Raw genomic sequence first — 26,073 nt, 5'->3', positions numbered from 1 at the left:
TTCGACTACCATCCCGAGCAGCCCGAGTCCTGGTTCTTCCGATGCCCCCAGGGGCCCATCGGCGGAGATGGGTAGGACTGTGCCCGAACCGATGGAAGGACACCATGACCACCTCCCGAATCACGCGTGCGTTCTCCGCTCCGAAGGCGGTGGCAGCTGTTGCCGCACTCGCTCTCTCGGTCACCGCCCTGACCGCCTGCGGCGGCAATTCGGATCCACTCTCCAGCGGTGGCGGCGAGACCAACAGCGACACGAACTCCATCATCATCGGCTCCGCCAACTTCCCCGAGTCGGAGACCGTGGCGAACATCTACGCCGAGGCACTGCGCGCCAACGGTTTCGAGGTGAGCACCAAGCTCAACATCGGCAGTCGCGAGGCCTACATCCCCGCAGTGCGTGACGGGTCGATCGACATGATTCCCGACTACACCGGCAACCTGCTGCAGTACTTGGACGAGTCCGCGACCGCCACGTCCTCCGAAGACGTGCTGGCGGCCCTGCCCGCCGCACTGGGCGACGACCTCACCGTGACGGCCCAGGCCCCCGGCGAGGACAAGGACGCCGTCGTCGTCACTCGTCAGACCGCCACCGAGCGCAACCTCACCACCATCGGCGACCTCGCGCCGTTCTCCTCGGACGTGACCTTCGCCGGTACTCCCGAATTCCAGGAGCGCGTCGGCGGTCTGCCGGGTCTGCGCGACAAGTACGGCCTGGACATCTCGGCCGGCAACTACATCCCGATCTCGGACGGCGGCGGGCCTGCCACCGTCGAGGCTCTGGTCTCCGGACAGGTCGTTGCCGCGGATATCTTCACGACGTCGCCTGCGATCGCGCAGAACGATCTGGTGGTGCTCGAGGACCCGGAGAACAACTTCGCCGCCCAGAACATCATCCCGGTGCTGCGTACGGCCAAGCAGTCCGACAAGCTCACCCAGGTTCTCGACGCCGTGTCGGCGCAGATCACCACCGAAGAGCTGATCGCGCTGAACACTTCGGTGTCCGGTGACGAGAAGGTCGAACCGGCGGCAGCAGCAGCGGCGTGGGTCAAGGACAAGGGCCTGGACCAGCCGGTCAGCTGATGATCACCTTCGAGCACGTCAACAAGACGTATCAGGACGGCACCACGGCGGTCGACTCCTTGGACCTGGTGATCGAGCCACACTCGTTCACCGTGTTCGTGGGGCCGTCCGGCTGCGGCAAAACCACCTCGATGCGGATGATCAACCGCATGATCACCCCCACCTCGGGCGTGATCACGGTGGACGGTCGCAACATCGCCGACACCGATGCCGTGAAATTGCGCCGGGGCATCGGCTACGTCATCCAGAGTGCCGGGTTGCTTCCGCATCGCACCGTCGTCGACAACGTCGCCACGGTGCCCGTGCTCAACGGCGAATCTCGTCGCGCAGCACGGAAAGCTGCACTCGACGTCCTCGAGCGTGTCGGCCTGGACCCGGCGTTCGCCTCGCGCTACCCCGCGCAACTGTCCGGTGGGCAGCAACAGCGGGTGGGGGTGGCCCGTGCACTGGCCGCCGACCCGCCGATCCTGTTGATGGACGAGCCCTTCAGCGCGGTGGACCCGGTGGTTCGCGAGGAACTGCAGACCGAGATGCTGCGCCTACAGGCCGATCTGAAGAAGACGATCGTCTTCGTCACCCACGACATCGACGAAGCCGTCCGGCTCGGTGATCACATCGCGGTCTTCGGACCACAGGGCCGACTGCAGCAGTACGACAAGCCCGAGACCGTACTCGCTGCACCTGCCACCCCGTTCGTGGCGGGTTTCGTCGGTCGCGACCGTGGTTACCGAGGCCTGTCGTTCCGGTCGGCGCAGTCGGTGACGATGCACCCGATCCACACGGCCGTGCAGGACGAGGTGAGCAGTCTTCGACTCGACCAGGGGCAATGGGTCCTGGTGGTCGACTCGCAGCGGCGTCCGCTCGGGTGGATCGATGCAACCGGCGTCGAGAAGGTGCGCGACGGCCGAAGCATCGACGAGAGCACGGCGGCGGGCGGGTCGTTGTTCCTCGAGGGCGGAGATTTGCGCCAGGCACTCGACTCGGCAATCTCGTCGCCGTCGGGCATCGGGGTTGCGGTCGATTCGTCCGGGGCGGCAGTCGGCAGTGTCGACGGTGCGGAGATACTCGAAAACCTTGCTGCACAACGCAAGTCCGAGGACTCCGAGCGCAACCGGCACCACTTCCTCACGGCCGGGGACACAGACCAGTGACCTGGCTGTTCGACAATTTCGATGTCGTTCTCGGCTACACGAAGACACACCTATATCTCTCGCTCGTCCCGCTGTTCGTCGGACTGCTGATCGCCATCCCGCTGGGCACCGTCATTCGCAACACCCGCTGGGTTCGTCGTATCACGTTGACGGTGGCCAGTATTGCGTTCACCCTTCCGTCGCTGGCCCTGTTCGTCACCATCCCGGCCGTGGTCGGTCTGCCCGTTCTCGATCCGCTGAACGTCGTGATCGCTCTGGCCGTCTACTCGACGGCGCTGCTGGTGCGCGCGGTTCCCGAGGCACTCGACTCGGTACCGTTCGCCGTCGTCGATTCCGCCGAGGCGATGGGCTACTCGACACTGCGCCGAGCAGTGACCGTCGAACTGCCACTGGCACTTCCGGTACTCATCGCCAACATCAGGGTCGTCGCGGTCACGAACATCTCACTGGTCTCGGTGGGCTCGGTGATCGGTATCGGCGGCCTCGGTCAGCTGTTCACGCAGGGCTACCAGCGTGACTACCCCGACCAGATATTCGCGGGCATCATTTCGATCGTGTTCCTGGCGTTGGTGTTCGACGCGGCCCTGTTCCTACTGGGACGTCGGCTCACCCCGTGGACGCGCCTCGGCACGGGCTCGTCGAAGAAGAAGGCACGCGCATGAATCTGTTCTCGGAGGCGTTCTCGTACATCCTCGACGGCGGAAACTGGTCGGGGCCAACGGGAATCGGTGCACGGCTGATCGAACACATGTGGTACAGCTTGCTGGCGGTGTTGCTCTCAGCAGTGATTGCCGTACCCATCGGCCTGTTGATCGGTCATCTACGACGCGGCGAAGCGGTGATCGTCGGCCTCGTCAACGCACTGCGTTCGCTGCCCACCCTCGGCATCCTGGTGTTCCTGGTTCTGGTGATCGGGTTGGGGCTGGTGCCGCCGATCATCGCGCTGGTGCTGCTCGGTATCCCGCCGCTGCTGGCCGGGACGTACTCCGGTATCGCCAACGTCGACGCGAACGTGGTCGACGCCGCCCGGGCGATGGGCATGACGGAAACCCAAGTCCTGCTTCGGGTCGAGATTCCGAATGCGCTCCCCCTGATCCTCGGCGGACTCCGCAACACCACTCTCCAGATCATCGCCACCGCAACGATCGCGGCCTACGTCAACCTCGGTGGGCTCGGCCGCTACATCTTCGACGGCCTGGCGCTGTACGACTACCAGCGGGTTCTGGTCGGCGCGATCCTGGTGGCCGTGCTGACCCTCGTCGTCGACGGACTGCTCGCTCTCGCAGTGTGGACATCCGTTCCGGGAACCGGACGGCTGCGCCGGATGCCGACCGGACTGGCGAAGGTCTGAATCGACTCGAACCGAAAGCCGCTCGACGAAGGCGTCTTCGAACGAAAGACACCGGCGAACCACTGGCCCTGGTAGGGCTGGGTTCGCCGGTGTTTCTTCCGTTTTCCTACGCGACGCCCTCGGCTCGCGCTGCTGCCGCAACTGCGTCCGCAACGGCCGGGGCGACACGAGGATCGAGTGGGCTGGGCACGATCTTGTCCGCAGCCAACTCGTCGCCGAGAACCGAGAGGATTGCCTCGGCAGCGGCGAGCTTCATGCCTTCGGTGATACGGCGAGCGCCCGCGTCGAGCGCACCCTTGAACACACCGGGGAAGGCGAGAACATTGTTGATCTGGTTCGGGAAGTCGCTGCGTCCGGTCGCGACGATGGCGGCGTACTTTCTCGCCACCTCCGGGTGAATCTCCGGATCGGGGTTCGACAGCGCGAACACGATGGACTCCGGGGCCATCGAGGCGATGCAGCCCTCGTCGACCTTGCCTGCGGACAGACCGAGGAACACATCTGCTCCGGCCAATGCCTCGGCCACTCCGCCGGACAGTGCACGCGGGTTGGTGCGCGCAGCGAGATCGGTCTTGACGCTGGTGAGGTCGTGGCGATCGGAGGAGACGATGCCCTTGGAGTCGAGCACCACCACGTCCGGGATACCGGCCAGCAGGAGCATGTTGGTGCAGGCGACGCCCGCTGCGCCGGCTCCGGAGACGACGACCTTCAGTTCGGACGTGTTGCGGCCCTGAACCTTCGCTGCCCCGTTGAGCGCAGCGAGGACGACGATGGCGGTGCCGTGCTGGTCGTCGTGCATCACCGGGCACTCGAGCGCCTCGATCACCCGGCGTTCGATCTCGAAGCAGCGCGGGGCCGAGATGTCTTCGAGGTTGACGGCACCGAAGCTGTGCCGCATCCGCACGATGGTCTCGACGATCTCGTCGACGTCGTTGGTGTCGAGGACGATCGGGATGGAGTCGAGACCGGCGAACTTCTTGAACAGAGCCGCCTTGCCCTCCATCACCGGCAACGACGCCCGTGGGCCGATGTCGCCCAGGCCGAGCACTGCAGAGCCGTCGGAGATGACGGCGACGAGGCGATCGGTCCAGGTGTAGCGCTTGGCGAGCGCCGGGTCGGCCGCGATGGCGCGGCTGACCTGGGCCACTCCAGGGGTGTAGGCGATGGACAGATCGCGCTGGGTCTCGAGCGGCGCCGCCAACTCGACCGACAGCTTTCCGCCGAGATGCCCGGCGAAGATCTCCTCGTCGGTGATCGCGGCCGGCACTGCCGGTGCCGAGTTCGGTGCTGTGGTGTCTTCGACTGCCGTCACGGTGAAAGCTCCTCGCACTGTCGACCTCGACCAGCAAGGCGACGCATGTCAACGAAGTGAGTGGTTCTGGGAATGGAGAGCGCTCGGAGTGCGCCAGTGCTGGCTGCAAACTGCCGAAAGCGTGTCTCGCAGGTGCGGCGGGTGTGCCGACACGATCAGCGATGGGCTGTAGCCCTACCGGTGGGCTCAGTGTGCCACACCGCTCGGCCACCTGACCACAGAGTCAGGAGCGAACCCCGTCTGCTGTCCTCATTGCCACCCCTGTCGTCATTGCCACCACTGTGTCCACAGCACCAGGCCCGTGACGACGAAGACGGCGAGTGCACCGACGAACGCGGAGAACCCGCGACGATGATCCGCGATGCGCTGGGCGACGACGGCCACCACGGCAGCAGCGATGTGCGCAGCGACGGAGAGACCCCCTGGCCCGGGGAATCCGCGGGAGTGTCCGAGATATTGAGTGACGGCGACACCGATCGCGAGCACCACCAGACCCGCGGTGACGACACCGCTGAACCCCCGCAGGAAGCGGAGCCCCGCTCCCGCCCTGGCCCCGGTCATCCGCCGGCCACGAATCCGCGAACCGAATCCGCGATCAACTGCACCGCAATGGCGGCGAGCAACAAACCTGCGATACGCGCCAGCAGCGAGATGCCACCTTCACCGAGAAGACGGATCAGTACGGTCGAGAATCGCAAGATCAAGAAGAACAGCACGTGAATAGTGATGATGCCCAACGCAATTGCCAGTAACGAGCCCGCGTCACCGTCGGCCTGGCTGACGTAGACGATCACCGCGGCGATGGCACCGGGACCTGCCATCAGCGGAGTCCCGAGCGGCACGAGGGCGACGTTGACGTCCTCCGCCGCGGAGTCGCCGCCCGCACCCTTGCCGGTGAGCAACGACAGGGCGATGAGCAGGAGCAGCAATCCGCCCGCGCCCTGCAGTGCCGGGATGCCGATGTGCAGGTAGCTCAGAATCGCCTGACCGCCGATGGCGAACACCGAGATGACGGTCAGCGAGACGGCGGGTGCCTGCCATGCGGCCTTGTTGCGAGCTTCCTTGCTCTTGCGGCCCACCAGGGACAGGAACACCGGGATAGCGCCCGGCGGGTCCATGATGACGAACAGGGTGATGAGCACGGTCAGGTAGAGCGTCACATCGAAGGTCATGAGCGAGCCGCCGCAACTATTCGGTCGTATTGGTCCGGGGCAGTGGTGTATTCGCCGAGTTGCACCGTCTTGTTGGTCCCGTGGTAATCCGAGGACCCCGTGACGATCAGGTCCAGTTCGGCGGCGAGATCGGCCATCACCACAGTGTCCTCGGGCGAATGATCCATGTGATGGACCTCTACTCCGCCGAGCCCCAACGGCGTCAGTTCTCGAATGTGGTCCAGGTCGAGGATGCGTCCGCGCGCGCGGGCCCGAGCATGCGCGAGCACACTCACCCCGCCTGCTGCTGCGATCATCTGTACCGCAGCCTCGAGCGGAGTGTCCACCTTCTCCACGTAGTACTGGCCGCTGGTCGCCAACGGACCGGCGAACGCGGCGTTCATGTCCGGAACGTATCCGGCGTCGATCAGAGCTCGACCGAGATGGGGACGTCCGGCTGCGGCACCGGCCGAGGCCAACACCGCGTCGGGATCGATCGGCAGACCGTCGGCCGCCATGTTCTCGGCGATGGCTCGCAACCTCGTCACCCGTTCGCCGCGCAGACGCGCTCGCTCGGCCGCGAACGCCTCGTTCTCGGGGTCGAAGAGGTACGCGAGCAGGTGCACGGGAACCGGTTCGCCGTCCTCACCGCGTCCGGTGCACGAGAGTTCCATACCGCGCACGAGCGTCAGACCGGGAGGAACGGCCGCGGCCGCTTCGTCCCAGCCCGACGTGGTGTCGTGGTCTGTCAGCGCCACCACCGACAGTCCCGCCGCCGACGCCGCCTGGACCAGCTCGGCCGGGCTGTCGGTACCGTCGGACGCCGTCGAGTGGGTATGAAGATCGATGAGCACCTCGCCAGTGTTCCAGGCTCTCCGTCTCGTCGTTTTGCTGGCGTACGATTGCCCGCCATGCCGTCCCTTCCACCTCGACCGTCGCTACCGTCGCTGCATCGACGAGGACCCAAGGCCGCACACGATCCGGGCCCGAGAATTCCGGTGCCCACGGCCCGCGCGATCGTCGACTGCGCGGTGTACGTCGACGGCTCCCGATTGCCCGGCAGATTCACCCACACCTCGGCCATTGCGGAGGTACGTGCGCGCGGCGAGGGGTTCGTCTGGGTCGGCCTGCATGCGCCCGACGACCATCAGATGAACGCGATCGCGCAGTGCTACGGACTGCACGAATTGATGGTCGAGGACACCGTGCACGCACACCAGCGACCGAAACTCGAACGCTACGACGACGTCGCATTCCTGGTGCTGCGCACGGTGAAGTACGTCGAGCACGAGTCGGTGACCACCGCCAACGAGATCGTCGAGAGCGGCGAGATCATGGTGATGGTCGGCAGCGACTTCGTCATCACCGTCCGGCACGGTGAGCATTCGGGGTTGGCCGGCGTCCGTCAGCGCCTCGAAGCGAACCCGGAACAGCTCGCACTCGGGCCGTCCGCGGTGCTGCACGCTGTGGCCGACCACGTCGTCGACGAGTATCTGGCGGTGACCGAGTCGATCGAGCGAGACGTCGACGGTATGGAAGAGGAGGTGTTCTCCCCGCACCACCACGTGCCCATCGAGAACATCTACCTGCTCAAGCGTGAGGTCGTCGAGCTGCGCCGGTCGGTGACGCCGCTGTCGACGCCGTTGGCTCGTCTGGTGCAGGAACCGAGCGTGCCGAAGGCCGTGCGACGGTATCTACGAGACGTCCAGGACCACCACACCACCGTTGCCGAGCGGATCTCCGAGTACGACGAGGTACTCAGTTCGCTGGTCGACGCCGCATTGGCCCGGGTGACGATGCAGCAGAACCTGGACATGCGCAAGATTTCGGCGTGGGTGGCGATCGCGGCAGTGCCGACGATGGTCGCGGGCATCTACGGGATGAACTTCGACAACATGCCCGAGCTGCACTGGACCTACGGCTACCACCTGATCGCCGGGATCGTCGCCTGCGTCTGCATCGGATTGTGGCGCACGTTCCACAAGAACGACTGGCTCTAGCAGCCACGCTCGACGTTGGACGTCGTCCAACGTCGAGCGCCGGTTGTTGGTGATTGCCCCGAACGCCGCCGGGTGACGAACCCACCTGTCCTCGCCGGATGAGACTGCAGAAGCCCTGCATTGTCATTCGGAAGGGATCGATGAGAATCCGCACGCTGGTATCGGCCGTGGCCGTCGCCGTGATCTGTTCGTCCGCACCGGGGGCCGCGTCGGCTCAGCCGGTTCACGCCGATCCCGTCGGTCCGCCGCTGACCGTCGCGCAGGCCGATCTCGACAAGGCACTCACGTGCACCACGGATGTGCACGAGGCCACCCGTGATCCGGTTCTGCTCACCCCTGCTTTCGCCACCGATCAGCAATCGTTCGGTTGGAACTACCTGCAGTCACTGCCCGCCGCAGGCATACCGGTGTGCAGCCTCTCGCTGCCGGACGAAGGGTACGGAGACCTACAGGTCGCCGCCCAGTACGTGGTGCACGCGGTTCGGACGATGGCAGCCGACAGCGGTCGCCAGGTCGTCCTGATGGGTCACCAGCACGGCCCGCTCGACGAGCTGTGGGCGTTGACGTTCTGGCCGGACCTGCCTGCCCTGGTGTCGGATTTCATCTCCCTCGCCACCCCGTACAACGGCACCGACTCGGCCCGCTCGGGGTGCGACGACACGCAGGAGTGCCCGCCGGCGAACTGGCAGATCGCCACCGGATCGAAGTTCCTCACCGCGCTGGCGGCCCGTCCGCTGCCCGTCGGACCCAGCTACACCTCGATCTTCACGCGCTTGGACGAGCTCATCTATCCGCAACCGCACGCCAGCACTCTCGCTGGAGCCGCGAACATCGCCGTCCAGGACATCTGTCCGCTGCGGCCCGTCGAACACTTCAACATCATCGGCGACAACGTCGCCTTCAATCTCGTCCTCGACGCGCTCGAACACGACGGACCTGCTGTGCGCGAGCGCATCTCGGACGATCTGTGTTTCACCACCGCGATGCCGAACCTGCGCTACGACGCGCGTGCGGCGATCACCGGACTGAAGTATCTGGCTCAGGTACCTCGGCACCTGATCGACGATTCCGTCACCGCCGAACCGGAATTGGCGTCCTACGCGCGGTGACTTCGTCAGAGGCTGGCGGCAGACCGGTTGGGATCGCGGACGTCGATTCCCGCCTCGGCCCAGGCCTCACGCAGTGCATCGGCTCCGCGCAACCGCACCCAGGCTGCCTCGGTGCCGGTGAGAGGCACGGCGGCCAGAAAGCGAACCGGATCGTAGGGCTCGGGCAATGTCAGGTCTGCGATGTCGCTCGCGCCGAGCAGCACGGCGGTGAACGGCGCGTTGGTCCACAGCGGCTCACTCAGATCGAGCAGCGCGTCCTCGACGAGTACGACGCCCTCCACCGCGGGTGACGCAGCAAGGATGGCCAGGCTCTTGTGCACGCCCGAGGCCACGCCTGCGCCGCCTCGGAGAGTCAGCACCAGTTCGGCTCGGGGGCCACGCGAGGGATCTGCGACGAGTTCGTTGGGATCGGCCATGGGGTGCCGGGAACAGCCGAGACTGACGTACCGGACCACGTCGGAGTCCGCGCCGAATCTCAGGACGTCCAGCGGCTCGAGGCCGAGGAACGTCACCGACGCCGACGAAGGATTCTCGTCGCCGATCTCGGTCAGCAGATGTGCGCGTACCGCTGCAATGACACTGTCACTCACGTGACCCATCCAACACTGTCGCTCACCTGACCCATCCAACACCACCGATGCCCGAGAAGTCCGTTCGGAGGTGCCACGCAGCGGAGGTGGGTACCGTCGTACCCGTGGTCTCCGTTCTCGCAGTGTCCGACGAAACGATCGAATCCCTGTGGAGTCCGCAGGTGAAGTCGCTCGGAGTCGACTTGATTCTCGGCGCAGGCGACCTTCCGTTCGACTACCTCGAATACCTCACCGATGCCTTGAACGCGCCGTGCGTATTCGTTCCCGGCAACCACGACGCGGACCTCACCGGCTACTCGGCCGGACGTGCGGGATGGATGCGCGCCGGGCTCCCCACCACCTGGCCCGGACCCGTCGGAGCCGTCAACGTCGATCGCCGAATCGTCTCCGCGGCGGGCCTGCGGATCGCCGGTCTCGGCGGGTCCATCCGCTACAACGGTGGGCCCAACCAGTGGACCCAGCGGCAGCAACGTCGACGCTCACGCACCCTGACTCGGACGTTCGCGTGGCATCGCAACGTCCGCAAAGACCTTCGGCCCCTGGACATTCTGCTGACCCACAGTCCGCCGCTCGGCGTCGGAGACGACACCGACCCCGCACACATCGGTTTCGACTGCCTCGACGAGGTGACGCGAAGACTCGCCCCACAGTTGTTGTTGCACGGCCATATTCATCCGCACGGCGCAACGCCGGAGGATCTGACCCTGCACGGCGCAGCGGTGATCAACACCGTCGGGTACACCCTGCTCGAGATCGAACCGGGCGGACAGAGAACCGAATTCGAGGCACCGAGGATCGTGAGGCGCAGGCATGGCACGTGACACCGGATTTCCGGCCGCCGATGCGGAGAACGACTTCACCCGCCAGCGCCGACGCGCCGACGTCGCCCGTCTGGTCGGATGGCTCCGGCGTCAACCCGACGACGTCAACACCATCCTGCCGTTCGACGAGGTGGTCGCCGCGCTCGGCAAGGTAGGCGAGCGTCACCTCGGACTGCAGGTCATTCGCGTCGAGACCATCGTCGGAAGCGTCGACCGCACTCGCGATTTCGACCGCTTCTTCCGCCCGACGTCGGCGCGCATTCGTGAACGCTGGCAGCGACTTGCAGCCGCTCAACGCCGCGGCGAGGCGATGCCCCCGATCCAGGTGTACCGCATCGGCGGCATGCACTTCGTCGTAGACGGCCATCATCGAGTGTCCATCGCGTTCGCCATGCACCGAACGTCGATCGACGCCGTCGTCACCGAGATCATCACGCGCATCTCCCCCGAGGGCATCACCCGACGCGGCGACCTGCTGATCAAGGATCACCGGCGCATCTTCCTCAGTCGTGTCCCGTTGGTGGGCAAGGCCCGCGAGGCCGTCCAGGTGACCGATCCGTTCGACTACGCCCAACTCAGCGAGTCGGTGGAGGCGTGGGGCTTCCGGTTGATGCAGGAGGTCGGTGAATTCGTCGACCGCGGTACCGTCGCGCGGCGTTGGTTCGGTGAGGAGTACCTGCCGGTGGTGCGCATGGTGCGCGCGGCCGAGATCCTCGAGGATCGCACCGACGCGGAGGCGTACCTCTGGATGAGCCGGGAGCGTTACCGCCTGGTGCGCGAACACGTCTGGAACGACGAGATCGTCAGCGAACTCCGGCAGAAAGCGCTGGGCAAACCCACCCGGCCGTAGTACTACCCGCGTCGATGCCCGGCCGTGGTTTCCCGAACCCGCTTTCCTGGTACACCTACATCTGATAGCTACTTAGATGCGTTCATCACTTTGTTCGTCTCGGTTCCACTGCATCGTCGATACCTGACGAGGTCGTTCTTTCATGTCCACCCGCCGCATACTGCTGCCCGGACTCTGTTTCATCGTCATGACCCTCGCCGTTCTGCAGACGATGGTGGTCCCCATCGTGCTGACCATCGGCACCCAACTCGGGGTCAGCACCACCGCCGCCGGATGGGTACTGACGGCCAATCTCCTCGCGGCGGTGATCGCCACCCCGGTCATCGGTAGGCTCGCCGACCTGCACGGTAAGCGTCCGGTGCTGATCGGTGTGCTCACCGTCGTCCTCGCCGGATCTCTGCTTGCGGCCCTGACTCACTCGTTGCTGTGGCTGATCGTCGGCCGGGTCCTGCAGGGCGTGTCCTACGCACTGTTCCCCATCGCGCTTGCCGTCCTTCGTGACGAGATGCCTCCTCGTAAGCTCGTGGGCTCGATGGCCGTCCTGTCCGGCACACTCGGCGTCGGCGGCGGGTTCGGACTGGTGTTGACCGGGCTGCTGACGGCCAACGGTGCCGACTACCACCGCGTGTTCTGGCTCACTGTTGCGTTCGTGGTGCTCGCCCTCGCGATCGCCTGGTTCGGTGTACCGGCACGTCCGAGAACCAGTGGCGGCACCGTCGACTGGTGGGGAGCTGCACTGCTCGCGGTGACTCTGCTTCTGCTGTTCCTCGCCCTGACCCAGGGCCGCACCTGGGGGTGGGGTTCGGTTGCCACCATCGGCTGCGCGGTTGTCGGTGTAGTCGCGGGGGCCATCTGGTGGAACTTCGAGAAGCGCACCGACGAACCACTCGTCGCACCCCGCATGCTCACCCACGGCCCGTTGCTCGCCACCAACGTCGCCACCCTGTTCGTCGGAATCGGGATGTTCGTCAATTTCCTCGCCTGCTCGTACTTCGTGCAGACGCCACGAGCCGTGGCCGGGTACGGCTTCACCGCGAATGTTCTCCAGGCGAGCGTCGTCTATCTGCTGCCCGGCGCGGCCGTCGGAGTGGTCGCAGCCGTCGTCAGTGGCCGCCTCATCCGCTCGTTCGGGCCGCGCCGAGTACTGATCGCAGGCGCCGTGATCGGGTTGTTCGGATTCGTTTTCGTCGCGCTCGCCCACGATCACACCTGGCAGCTGATCACCGCAGGCATCGTCATCAACATGTTCGTCAGTCTTGCGTTCGCTGCCCTGCCGAACCTGCTCATGGCCGAGGTCAGCGCAGCGGACACCGGGGTGGCGAACAGCGTCAATTCGATCGTCCGGACAGTCGGTACCTCGATTGCCAGCGCCACTCTGTCCACCGTCCTGGCCATGTTCACCATCGGCGGAACAGCCGTTGCCCGCGAAAGCGTCTACACCGCAGCCTTCGTCGCAGGCGCGGTGGCCTGCCTTGTCGTCGTACTCGCTGCCCTGGCCATCAGGAGCACCCCCGCCGCTGGGGAATCGGTGCGAGTGGCCGAGTCCGAGCCGACCACCACGTCGAACATCCCGGTATGACGCACTGCCGACCGCCTCACAGCGGCCTGACAGGTAACACCCTCCTCCGACCAGGACATGGACCGTCCAACCGCTGGTCGAGGCCCCTGGCAGGAAACTCGTAATCTACTGGGAGTCAACGAATCTGCCTTTCGGGCGACCTCATGCGTACCTAGTGTCGTGGAGGTACGAACACCGACGAGAGGCACACCGAATGAACACCAAGAAGATTCTCACCCGCGCAGCAGTCACCGGAGCATTGGTGGCCATCCCCCTGGTGGCAGTCACCGGCACCGCGTCGGCCGATCCCCTGTGGTCCGACCGCGACGATCGTGACCACAGCGCGCCGCAGTATCAGCAGAACCAGCAGCCCGATCAGTTCCGCCTGCCCGAACTGTTCCCACAGGCACCGGCACCGCAGCTACAGAACCCGGCACCGAACGTGGTGCCGTTCGACTTCTTCCAGGGGTACCAGTTACCGACCACCGGTTCGGCGTTCTGAGTGCTGCGCAGTGGTGTGGTCGAGTGCCCCGTCTGGGGCACTCGACCACACCACTGCCGTGGGCACTACAGCGTCAGATTGGCACCCGAGGCCTGGTCGAACACCGAGATCTTCGCCGGGTCGAACCACAGTTCCACCTGACCGCCCTCGGCGGCCTTGGACTCGGCCGCCAGACGTGCAACGACCTGTGCGCCACCGAGATCGGCGATACCCGCATCGGCCGCCAGCTCCTGCAGCTCGCTCGACTCGACGCGCGCACCCTTGAGCGTGAAGTAGACGTACTTGTCGCTGCCCATCGACTCGAGCACGTCGACGGTGGCAGTGAAGGTGGCACCGCTCATCTTCTGGTAGCCGTCGATCAGCGCCGCGTCCTCGAAATGCTCGGGGCGGATGCCGACGACCACCTCACGGCCCGGGTTCTTGGCCTTGATCGCATCCATCCGCTCGAGCGGGATGTCGATCTCACCGAGCGCGGTGGACACGCCGTTCGAGGTGAGCTGTCCGGGAACGAAATTCATCGAGGGCGATCCGATGAAGCCGCCCACGAACAGGTTTCGCGGCTTGTCGTAGAGCTCCTGCGGCGACCCGATCTGCTGCACCAGTCCGCCGCGCAGCACCACGACGCGATCGCCGAGGGTCATGGCTTCGGTCTGATCGTGCGTGACGTAGACGGTGGTGGTGCCCAGGCGCTTCTGCAGCCGCGAGATCTCGGCGCGCGTCTGCACACGCAGCTTCGCGTCGAGGTTGGACAGCGGCTCGTCCATCAGGAAGGCCTTGGGTGTGCGAACGATGGCGCGGCCCATGGCAACTCGCTGCCGCTGACCACCGGAGAGGTTCGCCGGCTTGCGGTCGAGGTGCTGGCTCAGGTCGAGGATCTTGGCTGCCTCCTCGACCTTGGTGTTGATCTCGGACTTCGAGAGCTTCGCCAGAGTGAGCGGGAAGGCGATGTTCTGCCGCACCGTCATGTGCGGGTACAGCGCGTAGGACTGGAACACCATCGCGATGTCGCGATCCTTCGGAGCACGCTCGTTGACCCGCTCCCCCGCGATGCGCAGTTCGCCCGAGGAGATGTCCTCGAGTCCGGCGATCATGTTGAGGGTGGTGGACTTTCCGCAACCGGACGGCCCGACGAGGATGATGAATTCGCCGTCGGCGATGGTGATGTCGACGTCGCTCACAGCAGCCGCGCCGTCGGGGTAGAGCTTGGTGACTTTGTCGAGAACTATTTCGGCCATGACGGTTATCCCTTCACTGCGCCGGACGTCAAGCCCGCCACGATACGTCGTTGGAAGAAGAGCACAAAAATGATGATCGGGATCGTGATGACGACTGCTGCCGCCGCGATCGACCCCGTGGGCTCCTCGAACTGAGAGCTACCGGTGAACTGCGAGATGGCCGCCGGGACGGTGACCGAACGTTCCGTTGCCGTCAACGAGATGGCGAGGAGCAGGTCGTTCCAGGCGAAGATGAACACCAGAATGGCGGCGGTGACGATGCCGGGGGCAGCCAGCGGGGCGATGACCTTGCGGAACGCCTGTGCGGGCGTCGCGCCGTCCATCTTCGCTGCCTTTTCGAGCTCCCACGGAATCTCGCGGAAGAACGCCGAGAGGGTGTAGATCGCCAACGGCAATGCGAAGGTGATGTACGGAATGATCAGTCCCGGCCAGGTGTCGAACAGTCCGAGCGAGCGGGAGATGTCGAACAGCGGTGTCACCAGCGAGATCTGGGGGAACATCGCGATGAGCAGCGCTGCACCGACGAGTGCCTTCTTTCCCGGGAAGTCCAGGCGAGCAACGGCATACGCGGCCATCGTGCCGATCACCACGGCGATCACCGTGGTGATCAGTCCGATGCCGATCGAGTTCACCAATGCCGAGGTGAACTGATTGGTCGAGAAGATGCCCTTGTAGTTGTCGAAGGTGATCGAACGCGGAATGAAGTTGCCGTCGGCGATGGTGGCCGTCGACTTGAACGACAGGCTGATGATCCACAGCAGTGGAACGAGTGCATAGAGCAGGACGAGGACGTTGACTACCGTCCAACCGACCTTCTTGCGAGGCGTAACAGTGGTCATTACTTGCGGCCTCCGTCGTCGGATCCCGGTGCCGAGGCACCGAACAACTTGATGAACACGAACGCGATGATCGCGACGCAGAAGAAGATCAGGATGCTGATCGCCGACCCGAGTCCGAGGTTGAACGCCCCGAACAGGTTGTTGTAACCGAGAATCGAGACCGATCCGGTTTCGTTGCTACCTCGGGTGAGCACGTAGATGTTGTCGAAGATGCGGAACGCGTCGAGGGTGCGGAAGAGCACCGCGACGAGAATCGCCGGCTTCATCAACGGAATCGTGATGCGCATCAACCTGGTCCACGCGCCTGCTCCGTCGACCTCGGCGGCCTTGAGCAGATCGTCGGGCACCAGCGCCAGCCCTGCCAAGAGCAGCAGCGCCATGAACGGCGTGGTCTTCCACACCTCCGCCAACACGACGATCGCCAGCGACGGGAACTGCTCGGTGAGCGGAGCACTACCGTCGGGCAGCAGATTGGCGAGATATCCCGTGCCCGGGGTCCATGCGTAGTACCAGCTGTACGCCGCGGCGACGGTCACGATGCCGTACGGGATGAGCACCACGGTGCGCACCAGTCCGCGGCCGAAGATGGTGCGGTGCATGACCAGAGCCACCGCGAGGCCGAGGACGAACTCGATGATGACCGAGATGATCGTGATGCCCGCCGTGACGCCGAACGCCGTCCACCAGTACCCGTCGGAGAGCACCGTGACGTAGTTGGAGATGCCGACGAATTCACGATCCTCGGGGAACGCAAGGTTGTACTTCTGCAGGCTGAGCCAGAACGCGTAGATGATCGGATAGCCGGTGACGGCGATCATCAGGATCGCTGCGGGTGCGACGAGCAGCAGTCCCAGCCGCCGTTCGGCCTTCTTGCCGTCGGAGACGTTCTTCAGGGCTGCCTGCTTGTCCAGAGGCTGCGACTGGGGCTCTGAATCGGTAGGAGCACTCATGGAATCAACCCTTCGGAATTGACGGCCTTGGTGACCAGATCTGCGAGCTTGTCCACGTCGGCTACCGGATCGATGTTCTGCGGTGGGTTGAGCGCATCGGTCAACAGAATCGAGATGCTCTGGTAGGCAGGCGAAACGGGTCGCACAGCCGCCGATTCGATGGAACCGAGCACGCCTTCCCATGCGGGATAGGAGGCCTGGAATTCCGGATCGGAGTAGAGCGACTTCAGCACCGGCGGCACACCACCGTTGATGGCGTTGTTGCGCTGGTTCTCCTCGTTGGTGAGGCACTCGACGGCCTCCCACGCGAGATCCTCGTGCTGGGTCGTCTTGGCGACGCCGATGTTGAATCCACCGATGGTGACCTTCGCGGGCTCGCCCGCATTCACCTCCGGATAGGGCGCGCTACGGAAGACCTCGGCGATCCGCGCGTCCTGCTGGTCGGCAGGCACGTTCGCCAGATCGAGGAACGAGACGGCACCGGCGATCGCGTTCTCCTTCAGGCCGGGCAACACGAACGGGTAGTTGACCTGGAAGGCCATCCGTCCCGATTCCATCCCGAGCCGGGCCGTCGCCTCGTCGCTCTGCGAGACCGACGGGTCGTGGCCGTCGGCCGTCGCGACCCGCTTGATGATCTCGAGGGCCTTCTCGGTGGCCGCGCGATGCTCGGGAGTGTCGTTCAGCGTCACCGTCGTTCCGTCCTCGGCGACGACCGAACCACCCGCACTCTCGAGCAGCGAGTTGAACCACACCATGAAGCCCTCGTACTGCTTGGCCTGCACGCCGATCTGCCCCGGCTTGCCTGCGGCCGCATTGGCCTCGGCCACGTCGATCAGCTGATCCCACGTCTGCGGCGGTACCCCGTCCGGCACCTCGTCCGGCCGATACCAGAGCAACTGGGTGTTGGAGTTGAGCGGAACCGCATACAGCTGGTCCTGCCATTCCGCGGTGGCGAGCGGTCCTTCGAGCGTGGAGCCGTCGCGCAGCTTCGCGGACAGGTCTTCCGGGACGGGCAATGCCCATCCGGCTTCGGCGAATTCGGCCGTCCACACCACGTCGAGCGTCATCAGGTCCAGCGTCTTGTCGTTTCCGGCGAGGCGTCGGGCGAGCTGGAGACGCTGATCGTTCGCGCTCTTGGGCAGCGTCCGCTGCTCCACGCGGTATCGACCGTTCGAGGCATCCGAACACACCTGCGCCGCAGCGGCGTACTGCTCTGCGCCGTCTGCGGCGGTGTAGAAACTCAGAACCGGAACCGAACTGTCGGACGAACCACACGCTGCGAGCAACGGACTCGTGACCAGAGCCGCTGCTGCCAACACCCCTATTCTCGTCGCTTTGCCACGCCTACGACCACGATGTCTCGGCACTTTCCGCCTCCGTACGTTCAATTACTCGCGCAGCACACTGTGTGGGACTGCCGTGCACGAAAGAAACGTAACCGAACTCACTGGCATAGAGGGCGATTTGGGGCTATTCCGTTACCTGTCGGTTGCCTGGTCGTCCACCAGGTGTGATCAGATCGACAGTTTGGCGAGCAGGTCGCGTGCTTTCTCCGCCGTTCGAGGCTCACAGAGGACGTCGTATCGACCCGCTACCAACTGCATGCTCGACGCGAAATCTCGCTGCCCCTTGGTGGCCGCGTACGGAATGGAGGCCGAGATCAACCCGAAGATGATGCCGCCGCCGACGCCGATGAGCAGGGCTCCGAAGATGTTCTCGCTGAAGATGCCGAGCACCAGGCCGAGGAACACTCCCAGCCACGCACCCGAAACGATGCCTCCACCAATGACTTTGGGCCACGTGAGGCGGCCGAGGACGCGTTCGACCTGCATCAGGTCGACGCCGACGATCGTGACGTCCTGCACCGAGAACTCTTCGTCGGAGAGATAGTCGACGGCGCGCTGCGCCTCGGCATAGGTGGGGTACGAACCGATGGGCCAACCGGAGGGCGGCGTCGGCAGTCCCTGCCCTGGGCGACCGGACTGAGAGAGGGGATTGGTCATGGCTCCATTGTGCCCCGAAACGGACACCGTCACACCCATTGTTCTGTCCGCGAACACACCGTGGATCAGGAGGTGGGCGGCTCGAACGTCGTCGTGCGTGTCAGGCCGGCCGCGCGACCCTTCGCCGAGACGACCAACGCCATCTTGCGGCTCGCCTCGTCGATCATCTCGTCGCCCAGCATCACCGCACCGCGCGCGCCTCCCGCCGCGGAGGTGTGGAACTCATAGGCGTCGAGAATCATCTCGGCCTTGTCGTAGTCGGATTGGAGCGGCGCGAAGATCTCGTTGGCGGCCTCGATCTGCGTCGGATGCAGTACCCACTTACCGTCGAAACCGAGGCCGGCCGTGCGGCCCGCCGCCCGACGAAAGGCGTCGAGATCGCGAATCTGCAGGTACGGGCCGTCGATCGCCTGCAGTCCGTGGGTCCGTGCGGCGAGCAGAATGGTCATCAGAATGTGGTGATAGGCGTCGCCGGTGTCGTATCCCACCGGCTGTTCGCCGACGACGAGGGTGCGCATGTTCACGCTGGCCATCAGATCCGCGGGCCCGAACACCAACGTCTGCACCCGGGGACTCGCGGTCGCGATCTCGTCGATGTTGCGCAGGCTGCGTGCACTCTCGATCTGCGGCTCGATCCCGATTGCACCGACGTCGAGACCGTGCTCCTTCTCGAGCTGAGTGAGAAGAAGGTCCAACGCCTGTACGTGCGCGGCGCACTCGACCTTCGGCAACAGGATGGCGTCGAGATTGCGGCCTGCACCCGAGACGACGTCGATGACATCGCCGTACGTCCACTGCGTCGTCCAGTCGTTGACGCGCACTACCTTGATCTGATCGCCCCAGCCATCGGAGTTGAGCGCATCGACGATGCGCGCCCGAGCCTCGACCTTCGCGATGGGTGCGACGGCATCTTCGAGATCGAGGAAAATCGCGTCTGCAGGCAGACCCTTGGCCTTGGCGATCATCTTGTCCGAACTGCCCGGAACTGCCAGTACCGATCGCCGTAGGCCCGACGCATTCACCGCAGCACAACCCCTGTCTGATTCATACTCTGTATTGCCCAGCCTCTAACCTTGCCATCATGGCAGCACTGAGCAAGGTATTCGCGGCCAGGCTCGCAGGCCTGGGTGTCCTGGGCCCCGACGGCGAATCGATCGGCCGGGTTCGCGACGTGGTCATCTCGATGCGCGTCGGCAGAGCGCAACCGAGAGTCCTCGGCCTGGTGGTCGAATTGGCAACTCGCCGAAGAATTTTCGTGCCGATGCTCCGCGTGACCAGTATCGAGCCCAACTCCGTTCAACTCACGACCGGAAACGTCAGTCTGCGCCGATTCACCCAGCGCGCCAACGAGATTCTGGTGTTCGCGCAGATCCTCGACTCCAAGGTGCGCGTCGACGACCCCGAGCTCGACGAGCTGCACGACGCCGATTCCATCGTCGTCGACCTCGGTATCGAGCTCACCCGAACGAGGGACTGGGTGGTCGCCCGAGTGGCTGTGCGTAAGCAGCGTCAGCGCCTCGCCCGCCGCGGCGCGATCCACGTCGTGGACTGGCAGCACGTGCAGGGGCTCACGCAGAACGAGCTGTCGATGCCCGATCAGGGTGTGGCGCAGCTGCTCATGCAGTTCGAGGATCTTCGCGCGGCCGACGTGGCGAACGCGATGCGCGAGCTGCCCGTCAAGCGCCGCATGGAGGTGGCGCGAGCTCTCGACGACGAGCGGCTCGCGGACGTCGTTCAGGAGCTGCCCGACGACGATCAGGTGGAGTTGATGCACTACCTCGGCGTGGACCGTGGTGCCGACGTGCTCGAGGCCATGGACCCGGACGACGCCGCCGACCTCCTGGGCGAGCTGCCCGAGACCGAGGCGGAATCGCTTCTGCGCCTGATGGATCCGGAGGATTCCGCGCCTGTCCGTCGCCTGCTCGAGCACTCCCCCGACACCGCCGGTGGTCTGATGACCCCCGAACCCGTCGTTCTCACCGCCTCGACCACGGTGGCCGAGGCTCTCGCTCGGGTGCGCAACCCCGACCTGACGCCTGCGCTGGCCTCCCTGGTGTTCGTCGTGCGTCCCCCGACCGCGACACCGACCGGCCCGTACCTCGGCTGCGTCCATTTGCAGCAGCTACTGCGAGAACCCCCGGCGAGCCTGGTCGGCGGCGTGGTGGACAGCGCTCTTCCGCGATTGTCCCCCGACGACAGCCTCACCGCCGTCACGCGATACTTCGCGACGTACAACCTCGTCTGCGGCCCGGTGGTCGACGACGAGGACCACCTGGTCGGGGCCGTGACCGTGGACGACGTCCTCGATCACCTGCTGCCCGAGGACTGGCGAGATCAGGAAGTGGCCGGACAGTGAAAGAAACAGCACGCCAGAGAATGGACACTCCGCGCGGATCGCGGATGTTCAACGTCAATCTCGACTTCGATCTCGGCAAGTCGGGCGAGAAAGCCGCCAGATTCCTCGGCACCGGGCGCTATCTCGCTATTCAGACCGGCATCGTCATCGTCTGGATCTTCCTCAACGTCGTTGCGGTCAATCTGCAGTGGGACCCCTATCCCTTCATCCTGCTCAATCTCGCCTTCTCGACTCAGGCCGCCTACGCCGCGCCGCTGATTCTGCTGGCCCAGAACCGGCAGGACGACCGCGACCGCGTCTCCCTCGAGGAGGATCGCTCCCGCGCCCAACAGACCAAAGCCGACACCGAATTCCTGGCCCGCGAACTCGCTGCGCTGCGCATCGCCGTCGGTGAGGTCGCCACCCGCGACTACCTGCGCCGCGAACTCGACGAGATCAAGGCACTGCTCGAGCACGCAACAGGTCAACCGGTCACCTCGCCGAAAAAAGCACGCAAGAAGGCCGCCGCGCGGGTGCAGGACGACGCCGGTGCGCCGGACGCGCCCGATAACGATCCGGCGCCCTGACCACACGGCATCGCCGCTGATAACAGCCCGATAACAGAACAGTCTCGAATCAGGTACCCTCGATCCCGGTCATCAGCTCGGGCCCCGGACGTCGTCCGGGGAAATCAGGAGGTACAGCACGCGTGGGTCGTCACAGAAAAGCATCGACTTCCAAGGTTCGACGGAATTCGGTGATTGCTCTGGCAGGTCTCGTCCCCGCAGGACTGGTCACCGCCGCCACCAGCGCCGGAGCCACGGAATACATTCCGTTCGTCAGCGCGAAGACCTCGCCTGCTGCGCAGGAATCGAACTCGGTGGTCGAGACCCCCCAGCCGATCACTCAGGACCAGCAGGCTCAGCCGGTGGCGCAGGCCGAGCTTCCGGTACCGGCACCGGTCCCTGCACCCGCGCCGGTCCCTGACATCCCGCCCACACCGGAGCTCCCCACCAACCTGGCCGTCAGCCCCATCGCGATTCCGGTGGTCAACGTCGCCGCCTACAAGAACGCCGAGCGGATCCTGGCCCAGCAGCAACCCGGCTGCGGCATCAGCTGGACCGTCATCGCCGGCATCGGCCGCGTCGAGTCCACCCACGCCAACAACGGCAAGGTCGACGACTCGGGCGAACTGCACGAGCCCATCCTCGGACCGGTTCTGAACGGCACCCTGGCGGGCAATCAGGTGATCCGCGACACCGACGGCGGCGCACTCGACGGCGACACCCAGTACGACCGCGCAGTGGGACCGATGCAGTTCCTGCCCTCGACGTGGAACCTCTATCACGCCGACGGCAACGGCGACGGAGTCTCAGACCCACAGAATCTGTACGACGCAGCCCTGGCCACCGGCATGTACCTGTGCGACGACGGCACCAACATGCGCGACCTGGGCTCCACCACCAGAGCGATCCTGCGCTACAACAATTCGATGGCCTACGTGGCGAACGTGCTGGCATGGTCGGCCGGATACGCCACCGGCATCGTCCCGACGTCGGACCAGCTCCCGCGCATTCACTGATCGGGTGTCCGCACCTGCCCTGCTGTCCATCGACGCAGTGCCCACCGCCTAGCATGAGGCAATGGCTGTACTGACCGAATCCGACGTTCGGACCGCGCTCACGAAGGTGATCGACCCCGAGATCCGCAAACCCATCACCGATCTCGGGATGGTCAAGAGCATCGATGTATCCGCCGACGGTTCCGTCGGTGTCGGCATCTACCTCACCACCTCCGGCTGCCCGATGAAGACCGAGATCAGCGATCGCGTCAAGAACGCCGTCGCCGACGTCGCAGGCGTGGGCACCGTGACAGTCGAGCTCGACGTCATGAACGACGAGCAGCGCACCGAACTACGCAAGTCCCTGCGCGGCGATTCCGCCGAGCCGATCATCCCGTTCGCGCAACCCGGATCCCTGACCCGCGTCTACGCGGTGGCGTCGGGCAAGGGCGGCGTGGGCAAGTCCAGTGTGACGGTCAACCTCGCAGCATCGCTGACCGCTCGTGGGCTGTCGGTCGGTGTGCTCGACGCCGATATCTACGGTCACTCCGTGCCGCGGATGCTCGGTAACGACGCCAGGCCCACTCAGGTCGAGAAGATGATCATGCCGCCGCAGGCACACGGCGTGAAGTTCATCTCGATCGCTCAGTTCACGCAGGGCAACACTCCCGTCGTGTGGCGCGGTCCGATGCTGCATCGTGCGTTGCAGCAGTTCCTCGCCGACGTCTTCTGGGGGGACCTGGACGTACTGCTGCTCGACCTTCCGCCCGGTACCGGGGACGTGGCGATCTCTGTCGCACAGCTCATTCCGAGCGCGGAGATCCTCGTGGTCACCACTCCGCAGCAGGCCGCGGCCGAGGTTGCCGAGCGAGCCGGAGCAATTGCCCTGCAGACCCGCCAGCGCGTCGCAGGCGTCGTGGAGAACATGTCGTGGCTCGAACTACCCGACGGCACCCGCATGGACATCTTCGGATCCGGTGGCGGACAGGACGTATCGGACAGACTCACGAAAGCTGTCGGTGCCAGCGTTCCCCTCTTGGGCCAGATTCCCCTGGACACCGCCGTCCGCGAGGGTGGTGACGCCGGGATGCCGATCGTATTGAGCAACCCGGAATCGCCTGCGGCACAGGCATTGGAGGCCGTCGCCGCGAAGTTGGCAGTCCGCGAACGAGGACTGGTCGGAATGTCGCTCGGAATCGACTCGGCCCGCAAGCTCTAGAAACGACGGTTATACCCGACAAACGACGTCGGGAACAGGGTAGAAGCCTTAGGATTTGCCTTCAATCCTACTGTCGATAGAGAGTGGCCTTCATGAAGAAGCCGCATCGGATCAGGCCGGTCGTCGTTCCGGTTCTGATCGCCCTGATGATGACCCTGCTGGGATCGCTGCTCGGCCCTGGCCTGGCATCCGCACAACCCGCCCCGCCCGCGCAGAACTACTCGATCGCGACCGACACCACGTTCGCACCGTTCGAATTCCAGGACGAGAGCGGCAAACTCGTCGGAATCGACATGGACCTGCTGGCCGCGATCTCGGTGGATCAAGGCTTCGACTACACCGTCGAGCAGGTCGGGTTCGATACCGCGCTCCAGGGCGTCACCAGCGGCCAGTTCAACGGAATGATCGCCGGCATGTCGATCACCGACGAGCGCAAAGCCACTTTCGACTTCTCCGAGCCGTACTTCGATTCCGGTGTCCAGATGGCAATTCTGGATTCCAACGACGAGATCACGGGCTACGAGGATCTGCGCGGTAAGTCCGTCGCAGTCAAGAACGGCACCGAGGGCGCCACCTTCGCCGCGTCGATCGCAGATCAGTACGGCTTCACCATTCGCAGTTTCGACGACTCGGCCACCATGTTCGAGGAAGTGCGCACCGGCAACTCGGCGGCCGCCTTCGAGGACTACCCGGTGCTCGCATACGGCATCACCCAGGGCAACGGATTCAAGACCGTCACCGAGAAAGAAGCCGGTGCCAGTTACGGATTCGCCGTCGCCAAGGGCACCAACGCGCAGTTGCTCGAGCAGTTCAACACCGGGTTGGAGAACCTGCGAGCCAACGGCCAATACGACCAGATCCTCGACACCTACCTCAACGCCGACGCCTCCACCGCAGACACGTCCATCCCCGGCCTGATCGCCAGCAGCTGGCAGTTGCTGCTCAAGGGCTTGTGGCTGACCATCGTGTTGACCGTCATTTCCATCGCCATCGCGTTGGTGCTCGGCGGAATCTTCGGCCTGTTCCGTGTCTCGACCAACATCGTGCTCCGCGGAATCGGCACCACCTACGTCGACATCTTCCGTGGCACACCGCTTCTGGTGCAGGCATTCTTCATCTACTTCGGTGTGCCCGCGGCGCTGAACTTCCAGATGTCGGCGTTCACCGCAGGCATCATCACGCTCTCGCTCAACGCCGGTGCCTACATGGCCGAGATCGTCCGCGGCGGCATCCTCGCCGTCGACAAGGGACAGATGGAGGCCTCGCGCAGCCTCGGCATCAGCTACCTCAAGTCGATGCGAAAAGTGGTGATGCCACAGGCAATTCGCACGATGATCCCGTCGTACATCAATCAGTTCGTCATCACGCTCAAGGACACGTCGCTGCTCTCGGTCATCGGCCTCGCCGAGCTGACGCAGACGGGTCGTTTGATCATCGCTCGTAACTTCGAGTCGTTCAACATGTGGCTCATCGTCGGCGTCCTGTACTTCATCATCATCATGGCTCTCACCAAGCTGTCGAACCGGCTCGAGAAGAGGATCAACAAATGAGCACCGAACTGACCAAGGACCTGCCGGTCGACAACGGTCCGGGAACGAAGATCTCGATCAAGGGCCTGCAGAAGGCGTTCGGCGACAACACGGTTCTCAAGGGCATCGACGCCGAGATCGCCAACGGTGAAGTGGTGTGTGTGATCGGCCCCTCGGGCTCGGGCAAGAGCACGTTTCTGCGCTGCCTCAACAAGCTCGAAGACATCACCGCCGGATCGGTCGTCGTCGACGGCACCGACCTCACGAGCAAGAACGTCGATCTGGACAAGGTGCGCCAGAACATCGGCATGGTGTTCCAGCACTTCAATCTCTTCCCGCACATGACCGCCCTCGAGAACGTCATGCTTGCGCCCGTCGAGACCAAGAAGATGTCGAAGTCGCAGGCCAAGGATTCGGCCGTGAAACTGCTCGAACAAGTGGGCCTGTCCGAGCGTGCGGACTACAAGCCGGCCAACCTCTCCGGCGGGCAGAAGCAGCGCGTCGCCATCGCTCGGGCACTGGCCATGAGCCCGTCGATCATGCTGTTCGACGAGGCCACCAGCGCCCTCGACCCCGAGATGGTCGGAGAAGTACTGCAGGTGCTGCGCGACCTCGCCAAGGGCGGTATGACGATGGTCGTCGTCACCCACGAGATGGGCTTCGCGCGTGAAGTCGCGGATCGAGTGATCTTCATGGCCGAGGGCGTCATCGTCGAGGAGGGAACCCCCGACGAGTTGTTCGGCAATTCACAGAACCCACGTACCCAGGACTTCCTGAACAAGGTTCTCTAGCCCGCCCGCTCTCCCGTTTGCGTCAATGGACCACTGCCGCGCTCAGACGTGTGCAGTGGTCCATTCACGCAGCAGCGGGGTGTGGGTGAATGGACCATTGCCGCGCCCAGACGTATGCAAGGGTCCATTCACGCGGA

At 64.7% G+C, this 26,073-nt stretch carries 27 protein-coding genes; 16 read left to right on the top strand and 11 right to left on the bottom strand.

The window, feature by feature from the left end:
* Nucleotides 1-104: 104 nt before the first annotated feature.
* The 4 genes from CH294_RS16785 to CH294_RS16770 are packed head-to-tail and all read left to right on the top strand — an operon-like array spanning nucleotide 105 to nucleotide 3,581.
* Nucleotides 105-1,079: an ABC transporter substrate-binding protein gene (locus CH294_RS16785; RefSeq protein WP_094738580.1), complete on the top strand. Its 975-nt coding sequence runs from the start codon at nucleotides 105-107 to the stop codon at nucleotides 1,077-1,079.
* The gene (locus CH294_RS16780; RefSeq protein WP_032403037.1) at nucleotides 1,079-2,230 is read left to right on the top strand and encodes an ATP-binding cassette domain-containing protein; all 1,152 of its coding nucleotides are present in this window, start codon (nucleotides 1,079-1,081) and stop codon (nucleotides 2,228-2,230) included. The genes CH294_RS16785 and CH294_RS16780 overlap by 1 nt, the downstream gene beginning before the upstream one ends.
* A complete protein-coding gene (locus tag CH294_RS16775; RefSeq protein WP_032403036.1) occupies nucleotides 2,227-2,892 on the top strand; it encodes an ABC transporter permease in 666 nt (221 codons plus the stop codon). Before CH294_RS16780 ends, CH294_RS16775 begins: the two co-directional genes overlap by 4 nt.
* On the top strand, nucleotides 2,889-3,581 hold the full coding sequence (locus CH294_RS16770) for an ABC transporter permease (protein ID WP_032403035.1): 693 nt from the start codon (nucleotides 2,889-2,891) through the stop codon (nucleotides 3,579-3,581). Before CH294_RS16775 ends, CH294_RS16770 begins: the two co-directional genes overlap by 4 nt.
* A 106-nt stretch (nucleotides 3,582-3,687) precedes the next feature.
* On the opposite strand, the gene CH294_RS16765 is transcribed toward CH294_RS16770, so the two are convergent.
* From CH294_RS16765 to CH294_RS16750, 4 genes are all read right to left on the bottom strand, one after another.
* Entirely contained in the window at nucleotides 3,688-4,893 is a 1,206-nt protein-coding gene (locus CH294_RS16765) for an NADP-dependent malic enzyme (RefSeq protein ID WP_170944760.1), read from the bottom strand.
* Nucleotides 4,894-5,160: 267 nt separating this feature from the next.
* A complete protein-coding gene (locus tag CH294_RS16760; protein WP_094738579.1) occupies nucleotides 5,161-5,454 on the bottom strand; it encodes a hypothetical protein in 294 nt (97 codons plus the stop codon).
* Entirely contained in the window at nucleotides 5,451-6,065 is a 615-nt protein-coding gene (locus CH294_RS16755; RefSeq protein ID WP_032375910.1) for a MarC family protein, read from the bottom strand. The genes CH294_RS16760 and CH294_RS16755 overlap by 4 nt, the downstream gene beginning before the upstream one ends.
* On the bottom strand, nucleotides 6,062-6,898 hold the full coding sequence (locus CH294_RS16750) for a PHP domain-containing protein (RefSeq protein ID WP_094738606.1): 837 nt from the start codon (nucleotides 6,896-6,898) through the stop codon (nucleotides 6,062-6,064). The genes CH294_RS16755 and CH294_RS16750 overlap by 4 nt, the downstream gene beginning before the upstream one ends.
* Nucleotides 6,899-6,955: 57 nt before the next feature.
* Here CH294_RS16750 and CH294_RS16745 point away from each other — a divergent pair, with 57 nt between their 5' ends.
* Both CH294_RS16745 and CH294_RS16740 read left to right on the top strand, forming a co-directional pair.
* The gene (locus CH294_RS16745; RefSeq protein WP_032375912.1) at nucleotides 6,956-8,044 is read left to right on the top strand and encodes a magnesium and cobalt transport protein CorA; all 1,089 of its coding nucleotides are present in this window, start codon (nucleotides 6,956-6,958) and stop codon (nucleotides 8,042-8,044) included.
* A 140-nt stretch (nucleotides 8,045-8,184) separates the two neighbouring features.
* Nucleotides 8,185-9,153 (top strand): lipase, encoded by a 969-nt coding sequence (locus CH294_RS16740; protein ID WP_094738604.1) that lies wholly within the window; start codon nucleotides 8,185-8,187, stop codon nucleotides 9,151-9,153.
* A gap of 5 nt (nucleotides 9,154-9,158) precedes the next feature.
* Here CH294_RS16740 and CH294_RS16735 read toward each other — a convergent pair whose 3' ends face one another.
* Complete coding sequence (locus tag CH294_RS16735; protein ID WP_094738603.1) at nucleotides 9,159-9,743, bottom strand: suppressor of fused domain protein; 585 nt, start codon at nucleotides 9,741-9,743, stop codon at nucleotides 9,159-9,161.
* Nucleotides 9,744-9,847: 104 nt separating this feature from the next.
* Between CH294_RS16735 and CH294_RS16730 the strand changes: the two genes are divergently transcribed.
* The 4 genes from CH294_RS16730 to CH294_RS16715 all read left to right on the top strand — a co-directional run bounded on the left by CH294_RS16730 (nucleotide 9,848) and on the right by CH294_RS16715 (nucleotide 13,474).
* Nucleotides 9,848-10,564 carry a metallophosphoesterase gene (locus CH294_RS16730; protein ID WP_032375944.1) on the top strand — a complete coding sequence of 239 codons (717 nt, stop codon included), beginning with the start codon at nucleotides 9,848-9,850 and terminating at the stop codon, nucleotides 10,562-10,564.
* Nucleotides 10,554-11,414: a hypothetical protein gene (locus CH294_RS16725; RefSeq protein WP_032375913.1), complete on the top strand. Its 861-nt coding sequence runs from the start codon at nucleotides 10,554-10,556 to the stop codon at nucleotides 11,412-11,414. Before CH294_RS16730 ends, CH294_RS16725 begins: the two co-directional genes overlap by 11 nt.
* A 142-nt stretch (nucleotides 11,415-11,556) precedes the next feature.
* On the top strand, nucleotides 11,557-12,993 hold the full coding sequence (locus CH294_RS16720; RefSeq protein ID WP_094738578.1) for an MFS transporter: 1,437 nt from the start codon (nucleotides 11,557-11,559) through the stop codon (nucleotides 12,991-12,993).
* Nucleotides 12,994-13,186: 193 nt separating this feature from the next.
* Complete coding sequence (locus CH294_RS16715) at nucleotides 13,187-13,474, top strand: hypothetical protein (protein ID WP_032403030.1); 288 nt, start codon at nucleotides 13,187-13,189, stop codon at nucleotides 13,472-13,474.
* Between the two features lie 65 nt (nucleotides 13,475-13,539).
* On the opposite strand, the gene ugpC is transcribed toward CH294_RS16715, so the two are convergent.
* The 6 genes from ugpC to CH294_RS16685 all read right to left on the bottom strand — a co-directional run bounded on the left by ugpC (nucleotide 13,540) and on the right by CH294_RS16685 (nucleotide 19,523).
* Entirely contained in the window at nucleotides 13,540-14,709 is a 1,170-nt protein-coding gene (gene ugpC / locus CH294_RS16710) for a sn-glycerol-3-phosphate ABC transporter ATP-binding protein UgpC (RefSeq protein ID WP_032375915.1), read from the bottom strand.
* A 5-nt stretch (nucleotides 14,710-14,714) separates the two neighbouring features.
* Nucleotides 14,715-15,548, bottom strand: coding sequence for a carbohydrate ABC transporter permease (locus CH294_RS16705; protein WP_032375916.1), 834 nt, complete (start codon nucleotides 15,546-15,548; stop codon nucleotides 14,715-14,717).
* Complete coding sequence (locus tag CH294_RS16700) at nucleotides 15,548-16,498, bottom strand: sugar ABC transporter permease (protein ID WP_032403029.1); 951 nt, start codon at nucleotides 16,496-16,498, stop codon at nucleotides 15,548-15,550. Before CH294_RS16700 ends, CH294_RS16705 begins: the two co-directional genes overlap by 1 nt.
* Nucleotides 16,495-17,817 (bottom strand): ABC transporter substrate-binding protein, encoded by a 1,323-nt coding sequence (locus tag CH294_RS16695; protein ID WP_094738577.1) that lies wholly within the window; start codon nucleotides 17,815-17,817, stop codon nucleotides 16,495-16,497. The genes CH294_RS16700 and CH294_RS16695 overlap by 4 nt, the downstream gene beginning before the upstream one ends.
* A 195-nt stretch (nucleotides 17,818-18,012) precedes the next feature.
* Nucleotides 18,013-18,501: a general stress protein gene (locus tag CH294_RS16690; protein WP_008714301.1), complete on the bottom strand. Its 489-nt coding sequence runs from the start codon at nucleotides 18,499-18,501 to the stop codon at nucleotides 18,013-18,015.
* 65 nt (nucleotides 18,502-18,566) lie between these two features.
* Nucleotides 18,567-19,523 carry a CoA ester lyase gene (locus CH294_RS16685; RefSeq protein ID WP_037153371.1) on the bottom strand — a complete coding sequence of 319 codons (957 nt, stop codon included), beginning with the start codon at nucleotides 19,521-19,523 and terminating at the stop codon, nucleotides 18,567-18,569.
* A gap of 59 nt (nucleotides 19,524-19,582) precedes the next feature.
* Between CH294_RS16685 and CH294_RS16680 the strand changes: the two genes are divergently transcribed.
* The 6 genes from CH294_RS16680 (at nucleotide 19,583) to CH294_RS16655 (ending at nucleotide 25,936) form a co-directional block, all read left to right on the top strand.
* Nucleotides 19,583-20,857, top strand: coding sequence for a CBS domain-containing protein (locus CH294_RS16680; protein ID WP_032375920.1), 1,275 nt, complete (start codon nucleotides 19,583-19,585; stop codon nucleotides 20,855-20,857).
* Between the two features lie 20 nt (nucleotides 20,858-20,877).
* Nucleotides 20,878-21,423: a DUF1003 domain-containing protein gene (locus CH294_RS16675; RefSeq protein WP_052058645.1), complete on the top strand. Its 546-nt coding sequence runs from the start codon at nucleotides 20,878-20,880 to the stop codon at nucleotides 21,421-21,423.
* Nucleotides 21,424-21,545: 122 nt separating this feature from the next.
* Entirely contained in the window at nucleotides 21,546-22,418 is an 873-nt protein-coding gene (locus CH294_RS16670; protein WP_170944759.1) for a murein transglycosylase, read from the top strand.
* 61 nt (nucleotides 22,419-22,479) lie between these two features.
* On the top strand, nucleotides 22,480-23,616 hold the full coding sequence (locus tag CH294_RS16665) for an Mrp/NBP35 family ATP-binding protein (RefSeq protein ID WP_032375923.1): 1,137 nt from the start codon (nucleotides 22,480-22,482) through the stop codon (nucleotides 23,614-23,616).
* A 92-nt stretch (nucleotides 23,617-23,708) separates the two neighbouring features.
* On the top strand, nucleotides 23,709-25,166 hold the full coding sequence (locus CH294_RS16660; RefSeq protein WP_037153377.1) for an amino acid ABC transporter substrate-binding protein/permease: 1,458 nt from the start codon (nucleotides 23,709-23,711) through the stop codon (nucleotides 25,164-25,166).
* Nucleotides 25,163-25,936, top strand: coding sequence for an amino acid ABC transporter ATP-binding protein (locus CH294_RS16655; RefSeq protein WP_094738575.1), 774 nt, complete (start codon nucleotides 25,163-25,165; stop codon nucleotides 25,934-25,936). The genes CH294_RS16660 and CH294_RS16655 overlap by 4 nt, the downstream gene beginning before the upstream one ends.
* The last annotated feature ends 137 nt before the right edge of the window (nucleotides 25,937-26,073 follow it).

It is taken from the genome of Rhodococcus sp. 14-2483-1-1 (genome assembly GCF_002259335.1).
Lineage (GTDB): Bacteria > Actinomycetota > Actinomycetes > Mycobacteriales > Mycobacteriaceae > Rhodococcoides.
Note: the sequence above shows the minus strand (reverse complement) of the source record. Positions and strands in the feature narration are given on the sequence as shown.